At 69.2% G+C, this 7716-nt stretch carries 5 protein-coding genes and 2 pseudogenes; all 7 read left to right on the plus strand.

Translation table 11 applies throughout. The features are described 5' to 3' along the window. Positions 1-95: 95 nt before the first annotated feature. Entirely contained in the window at positions 96-980 is an 885-nt protein-coding gene (locus ABT116_RS10950; protein WP_351630830.1) for a carbohydrate ABC transporter permease, read from the plus strand. Continuing rightward, on the plus strand, positions 977-1825 hold the full coding sequence (locus tag ABT116_RS10955; RefSeq protein ID WP_351630813.1) for a carbohydrate ABC transporter permease: 849 nt from the start codon (positions 977-979) through the stop codon (positions 1823-1825). Before ABT116_RS10950 ends, ABT116_RS10955 begins: the two co-directional genes overlap by 4 nt. A gap of 171 nt (positions 1826-1996) precedes the next feature. Further along, positions 1997-2884: an alkaline phosphatase family protein gene (locus tag ABT116_RS10960; RefSeq protein ID WP_502983851.1), complete on the plus strand. Its 888-nt coding sequence runs from the start codon at positions 1997-1999 to the stop codon at positions 2882-2884. Continuing rightward, complete coding sequence (locus ABT116_RS10965) at positions 2881-5814, plus strand: glycoside hydrolase family 2 TIM barrel-domain containing protein (protein WP_351630818.1); 2934 nt, start codon at positions 2881-2883, stop codon at positions 5812-5814. Before ABT116_RS10960 ends, ABT116_RS10965 begins: the two co-directional genes overlap by 4 nt. Positions 5815-5873: 59 nt before the next feature. After that, positions 5874-6476, plus strand: a pseudogene (locus tag ABT116_RS10970) (metallophosphoesterase family protein); the annotation flags it as partial. Then, entirely contained in the window at positions 6443-7168 is a 726-nt protein-coding gene (locus ABT116_RS10975) for an SDR family oxidoreductase (protein WP_351630821.1), read from the plus strand. The pseudogene ABT116_RS10970 and the gene ABT116_RS10975, both read left to right, overlap by 34 nt. A 38-nt stretch (positions 7169-7206) precedes the next feature. Continuing rightward, positions 7207-7716 (plus strand): annotated as a pseudogene (locus ABT116_RS10980) (dihydrodipicolinate reductase); the annotation flags it as partial.

Here is a 7716-nt window from a genome sequence, read left to right on the forward strand (position 1 = left end):
CCGCGGTGCCCCGGCACCACGGCGGGCCCGGCCCGGCCCGCTTCCGCCCGCGGCGCACGCCGCCCGCGGACACCGTGCGGCCAGGGCGTCGCGGTGTGCTGTCGCACTGGCGGCAGTACCTGGCGATCTCGCCCTTCTTCCTGATCTTCGGCGTCTTCTCGTTCTTCCCGGTCTTCTACTCGCTCTACCTCGCCTTCCAGCGCTGGGACGGCCTGGGCACCGTGCAGTTCGTGGGCCTGCAGCAGTTCGCGTTCCTCTGGGACGACCCGGTCTTCTGGCTGTCGATCCGCAACACTCTGGTGATCTGGGTGCTGTCCACCGTCCCCACCCTGTTCGGCGCCCTGGTGCTGGCGACGCTGCTGCATTCGGTGCGCCGCTTCAAGGGCTTCTACCGCATCGCCCTGTACATACCGAACGTCACCTCGATCGTCGCCGTGTCGATCTTCTTCGGCGCGGTGTTCAGCAACAACTTCGGTTTGGTCAACGCGATCCTCGGCACGGTCGGCATCCCACCCGTCCCCTGGCTGAGCAATCCGTGGCTGATCAAGCTGGTCATCGCGCTGCTGATGACCTGGATGTGGACCGGCTACAACATGATCATCTACTTGGCCGGCCTCCAGGCCATCCCCACCCAGATCTACGAGGCGGCCAGGCTGGACGGGGCCGGACCCATCCGCACGTTCTTCCAGATCACCATGCCGATCATGCGGCCCATCATCCTGTTCACCGTCATCATCTCGACCATCAACGGCCTGCAGAGCTTCAGCGAACCCCAGGTCCTGTTCGGCAGCAACGCCGCCAACCCGAACCTCGGCGGTCCCGGCCAGGCCGGCCTGACCACGCTGCTGTACTTCTACCAGTCGGCCTTCGTCAACAACGACTACGGCTACGGCGCGGCCATCGTGTGGGCCTTCTTCGTACTGATCATGGTGCTGGTCGTCGTCAACTGGCGGGTCGTCCAGCGCGGGAGGAAGTCATGACCGCACTGGTCCCGAGGCGGTCCCGGCGTCCCAAGGGCCTGACCGCGCACATCGTCCTCGTCCTGGCCGTCCTGGTCTCGGTCTTCCCGTTCGTGTGGACGATCGTCATGGCGACGAACACCACCGAGGACATCTACAAGAGCCCTCCGAAGCTGACCTTCGGCTCCCACCTGCTGGAGAACATCCGGCACGTGCTCGACACCATCGACTTCTTCGGGTCGATGCTGAACACGCTCGTCGTCGCCTGCGTCACCACCGTCCTGGTCCTGTTCGTCGACTCCCTGGCGGCGTTCACCTTCGCCAAGTTCGACTTCCCCGGCCGCAAGGTGCTGTTCGCCATGCTGGTGGGGTTCATGATGCTGCCACTCCAGCTGGCCGTCCTGCCGCAGTTCATCCTCATGTCCGACATCGGCTGGGTCGGTACGCTCAAAGCCCTAATCCTGCCCGCCCTCGCCAACGCCTTCGGCATCTTCTGGCTGCGCCAGTACATTGAGAACGGCGTGCCGGACGAACTGCTCGACGCCGCGCGCATCGACGGCGCGGGATTCTTCCGCCAGTACTGGAACATCGTGCTGCCGATGATCAGGCCCGCGCTGTCCTTCCTCGCCATCTACGCCTTCGTCGGCGCCTGGAACGACTACATCTGGCCCCTGATCGTGCTCAACGACCCGAGCCATCTGACCCTCCAGGTGGCACTGGCCCAGCTCCACGTCGGCCACACCACCGACTACAGCATGGTCATGGCCGGCGTCCTCATGGCGTCGGTGCCCCTGGTCGTGGTCTTCACACTCTTCGCCCGCGGCTTCATCGCGGGCGCCACGGAGGGGGCGGTACAGGGCAGCTGAGCACCCTCGGGCCGCGCCCTGAAGGGGCGCGGGGAACTGCGCGACCAGCCACAGCGGACATGCACCCAAGAACCGGCCGGCGGCCCCGAGCTCTTGGCAACCACACGAGAGAGGCACCCAGTGACGGACGTCAACGACGAGGGCCTACGCCCCAAGGTACTGGTCGTCGGCATGGACGGCCTGCGCTACGACCGTCTGACCCACTCTCCGGCCAACGCCCCGACACTGCACGCCCTGATGGCCGAAGGTACCGTCGGCACGAGCCTGCTGCCCTACGGCAAAGCCGACGGCGAGCCCTCGGCCGGCACGGCCTACACCGACTCCGGCCCCGGCTGGTCGAGCATCCTCACCGGGGTGTGGCCCGACCGCCACGGCGTCACCGGCAACGATTTCAAGGGTGCCGCCTACGCCCGCTACCCCGACTTCCTGACCCGCGCCGCCACCGCCCGGCCCGGTCTGCGCACGGTGGCCGCGGTGTCCTGGCCGGCCCTGGTCCGCCGGGGCACCCTCGGCCGGGCCATCGGCCGGCGTGTACGCCACAACGGCGAATTCAGGGGCTACGAAACCGCGGACCGCCGCGTCGCCCGCACCGCCCTGCGCTGGCTCACCAAGTCCGACCCGGACGTCATGTTCGTGTACTTCGGCGCCACCGACGAGGCCGGCCACGCCACCGGCCCCCTCTCCGCCGCCTACGACCGGGCCCTCCTCGCCCAGGACACCCACCTCGGGCACCTGCTGGACGCGATCGGGGCCCGGGCGTCGGCTCCCGGACGCGTCCGGGAGCGCTGGACCGTGCTGATCACCACCGACCACGGTCACCTCGACTCCGGTGGCCACGGCGGCGACTCGCGTGCCGAACGGGAGGTCTTCGTCATCCTCGCCGAGCGCGGAGCCCGCGGAGGCCCCGGCGACCACGGAGGCACCCGGCCCGCCGCTCCCCGACTCGTCGACATCGCCCCCACCGTCCTGGACCGTCTCGGCATCCCCGTCGACCCCGACTGGGGCCTGCAGGGCCGCGTCCTGCCCCGCCCCACCGCACCGACTCCGGAATGGTCATGACCGACGAACGTCCCGATCCCCTGATCGCCCTGCGTCCCTGGGAAGCCCCCGAGGTGACCTCCTGGGGCCGGCTGCCGATGAACGCCGTCGACCGGCGCCCCGGAGCCGTCCTGCTCGACGGCGACTGGCGCTTCCAGCTGCTGCCCGCGCCCGACGCCCCGCTCGGCGAGGTCTGGTCGTCGTCGTACGTCCCCGGTGTCTGGACCGTGCAGGGCACGGACGACCTCCCGCGGTATCTGAACGTCCGTATGCCGTTCGCCGAGTTCCCGCCGCACGTGCCCGCCGCCGATCCGACCGGGGTGTACGAGCGTTCCGTGGACGTGCCCGCCGAGTGGGCCGGGCGGCGGATCGTGCTTCAGGTCGGGGCCGCCGAGAGCGTGCTGCTGGTGCACGTGGACGGGCGGCCCGTCGGGATCTCCAAGGACTCGCACCTGGCCGCCGAGTTCGACCTGACGGGCCTGGTGCGCCCCGGGGAGCGGTCCACCCTGCGGCTGACCGTCGTGAAGTGGTCGGACGCCTCGCACATCGAGGACCAGGACCAGTGGTGGCACGGCGGGATCACCCGTTCGGTGCTGCTGTACGCCGTCGACCCGCTGCACCTCGCGGACGTGACCGTGCGGGCCCGGCGGGACGGGGACCTGCTGGTGGAGTGCCGGGTGCGGGACGCGGGAGGGGCGCTGCCCGAGGGCTGGTACGTCAGCGGGGAGCTGGAGGGGCACCTGCTCACGCAGGACGCGGAGTTCGACCGGGCCAACGCCGAGGACGAGCGGGTCTCCGGCTTCCTCGGCGAGGCACGGCTGCGCGCCGCCGTGCCGGAGGTGCGCACGTGGAACGCCGAGACGCCCGAGCTGTACGGCCTGACCGTGCGCCTGCACCGCGCCGACGGCACGATCACCGACACCTCCCGGCACCGTGTCGGCTTCCGTGACGTCGAGATCACCGGCCGGGACCTGCTCGTCAACGGCGAGCGGGTGTTCATCCGGGGCGTCAACCGGCACGACTTCCACCCGCTGACCGGGCGGACGGTGACGTACGACGACATGCGCGCGGACCTCGTCCTGCTGAAACGCTTCGGCTTCAACGCGATCCGCACCGCGCACTACCCGAACGACCCGGCCCTGTACGACCTGGCGGACGAGCTCGGGTTCTACGTCGTCGACGAGGCGGACATCGAGTCCCACGACCACGCCCACGAGATCGCCGACGACCCGCGCTACCTGAACGCCTTCGTGGACCGGGTCTCACGGATGGTGCTGCGGGACAAGAACCACCCGTCCGTCATCATCTGGTCGCTGGGCAACGAGTCCGACTACGGCGCCAACCACGACGCGGCGGCGGGCTGGGTGCGCCGCCACGACCCGACCCGGCCGGTGCAGTACGAGGGGGCCGCCAAGCGCGGCTGGGCCGATCCGGACCTGGCCTCCGACATCGCCTGCCCGATGTACGCACCGCTGGAGGAGTGCATCGTGCACGCCATGTCCGGCACCCAGACCAAGCCGATCGTCCAGTGCGAGTACTCGCACGCCATGGGCAACAGCAACGGCACGCTGGCGGACCATTGGGAGGCCATCGAGACCACCCCGGGTCTTCAGGGCGGGTTCATCTGGGAGTTCTGGGACCACGGCATCCTCCAGCGTGTGAACGACGGCAGACCGGCCGGGCGTGGGGGCGCCGGGCTGTATGACAACGGTGTCGCCGCGCCCGGACATCGCTGGGCGTACGGCGGCGACTTCGGTGAGACCGACCATGACGGCGCCTTCATCGCCGACGGCGTCGTCTTTCCCGACCGCACGCCCAAGCCCGTGATGTTCGAGCACCGGGAGATCGCCGCGCCGGTGCGGATCGAGTCCTTCCGGCACGAGGGCGTGGTCCTGGGCAACCACCAGCACTTCCGGGGCCTGGACTGGCTGTCCGGCGAGTGGGAGCTGTCCCTCGCCGACGGCCCGACGCTGACGGCTCCGGCCGAGCTGCCCGACCTGCGGCCCGGCGAGACGGCCGCGGTGCCGCTGCCGCTCGCGCTGCCGGAGGACGGCGGCGAGGCGTGGCTGACGCTTCGGGTCACGACGGCCCGGGACGAGCCGTGGGCACCGCGCGGCACGGTGGTGTGCCTGCCGCAGGTCCGGCTGCGGGCGGCGCTCCCGCCGGCGCACACCCGGATCCCGGACGGCACGGTAGAGGTCGACGAGGACGGGCTGCTGGTCCATCCGCTGCTGACGGCCGCGCCCACGCTGTCGCTGTGGCGGGCGCCGACCGACAACGACGAACTGGGCGGCATGGCGGCCCGCTGGCGGGACTGGGGGCTGGAGGCGCCCACCCGCAAGGTGGTCTCCGTACGGCGGTCCCCGGGCCGGGTCGCCGTGGTGTCCGACTACCTCTGCGCGGGCGGGACCGTCCGGCACGAGCAGGTGCTGACGGCCGTGGGCGGCGGGCTGATCGTCGACGAGAGCGCCGAGCTGCCCGAGGCGCTGAACGACGTGGCCCGGGTGGGAACCGTGTTCGAGACGGCCGCCGGGCTGAACCTCCTGGAGTGGTTCGGGCAGGGCCCCTGGGAGTCGTATCCGGACCGGGCCGCGGGCGCGCCGGTCGGCCATCACCGCCTCCCGGTGGACGAATTGTTCACGCCGTACCTGCGGCCCCAGGAGAGCGGCGGACGGCACGGCGTGCGCCGGTTCACCCTGTCCGCGCCCGACGCCACCGGCCTCGCGGTGCGGCTGGACCGGCCCCGTCAGGTGTCCGTGACCCGGCATCGCGCGGCCGACCTCGCTTCTGTCGCGCATCATGACGAACTGGTGCCGCGGGCGGGGTGCGTGGTGCACATCGACGCGGCGCACCGCGGGCTCGGCACGGCGTCGTGCGGGCCCGACACCTTCGCTTGTCACCTCGTCGCGGCCGGTATCCATCGCTGGAGCTGGACGCTGCGCGTTCTCTGAGGCCTCCTCCTCTCTCCGTCACCCCCCGTCGCCCCTCTCAGTCACCCCATGGAGCACCCATGTGCGTTTCGCATGACCACGACCCGGGCGAAGCGCCCCAGGCCGGTGCCGGAAGACGCGGTTTCCTCCGCGCCACCGCGCTGCTCGGGGCGACCGCCGCCGCGGTGACCGCACTGCCGGCCGTCACCGCGCAGGCGGCGCCCGCGGGCCGGCGTCCCGACCCGCGCAGCCGCCGCTTCACGCTCGCGGTGATGCCGGACACGCAATACCTGTTCGACGGTCCGAGCATCGACAAGGCTCCGGTGGAGGCGTCGTTGCGCTATCTGCTGGAGCACGGCGGGGAGGAGAACATCGTCTTCCTGTCCCACCTCGGCGATCTCACGCAGAACGGGGCGAAGGAGGAGTTCGCCGCGATCGGCGAGGCATTCCGGGTGCTGGACCGGCGGGGTGTCGGCTACAGCGTCCTGGCAGGCAACCACGATGTGAAGTCGTCGACGACCGACCAGCGCGGCGCGACCCCGTACCTCGACGTCTTCGGACCGCAGCGGTTCGAGGGGAAGCCGACGTTCGGCGGCGCCTCCCCGGACGGCTACAACACCTACCACCGGTTCGAGGCGGGCGGCCGCGAGTGGCTGGTGCTCGCGCTGGACTGGCGGCTGTCGCCGCCAACGTAGTACTCGGCGCGAGAACCGAAGAGAATTTGAAATCCGTCTGCGAGGAGATAGATCCGACCGGTGCTCACGTCGCCTACTCGGTGACGGACATCGCCGATCCGGAGTCGTGCTCACGGTTGATCGCCACCGCCACAGAATGTTTCGGGCGAGTGGACGCGTTGGTCAACGTCGCAGCCAAGGAGGACGTGTTCGGTGGGCTCGAAGGTGCCGATCTGAGTGCCTGGAAGGCCATGTCGGACGTCAACGTCATCGGAACTCTCACTTTGACGCAGGCGGCGCTACCGGAATTGAAGAAGCGTGGCGGCGCCGTCGTCATGATCGGCTCGCAGGCCATGTTTCATCCTCAGTTGCCGCAATCGGCATACGCGACGTCCAAAGGTGCGCTGTATGCAGCGATGTGGTCGCTGGCAAAAGAACTGGGACAGTATCGAATCCGAGTCAACACCGTGGTCCCGACCTGGATGTGGGGACCGCCGGTACAGCTGTACGTCGGGCTCGCGGCCGCCGACCGTCGGGTCCCCGAAGAAGACATCATCGCCGAGATCAGCAAGAACATGCCGCTCGGTGAAATCCCGGCAGACGACGACGTAGCGGACGCCGTGGTCTTCTTCGCCTCCAACCGCGCCCGGATGTTGACCGGGCAGACGCTTTTCGTCAACGGCGGCGAGTTCTTTCGCTGACCGTCTATCGGCTCTGTTCCGGAAAGGACTGCACTGCAATGAAACACAAGGTCATCGTGTGGGGTACGGGCGTCGTGGGTAAGTTGGTCATCCGCGAACTGCTCGATCATCCCGAATTCGAACTGGTCGGCGTGATCGTGCACAACCCCGACAAGGACGGCGTCGACGTCGGCACGCTCATCGGAGTCGAGCCGGTGGGGCTGGCAGCCACGATCGACAGTGAGGCAGCCCTGGCCGTCGATGCCGACGCCGTTGCATACTTCGGTCCGACTGCGGAGTTCGCCGTCGAGAACATCGCGAACATGTCGCGCTCCCTGCTGTCGGGTAAGCACGTGGTGTCGACGTCGATGACGCCGTTGGTCTACCCGAAGGCCTGCCCCGAAGAAATGCTCGTGGACCTCGAAAAGGCGTGTCGCGAAAGCGGAAAGTCGTGCTTCACCACGGGAATCGATCCGGGATTTGCCAACGATCTCTTCCCGCTGACGCTCATGGGGGTGTGTGGCCGCGTAGACAGCGTACGGGTGCAGGAACTGTTGGACTATGCGAAC

The organism is Streptomyces sp. NPDC002130, assembly GCF_040296465.1.
In the GTDB taxonomy this organism is placed as follows: Bacteria; Actinomycetota; Actinomycetes; order Streptomycetales; family Streptomycetaceae; genus Streptomyces.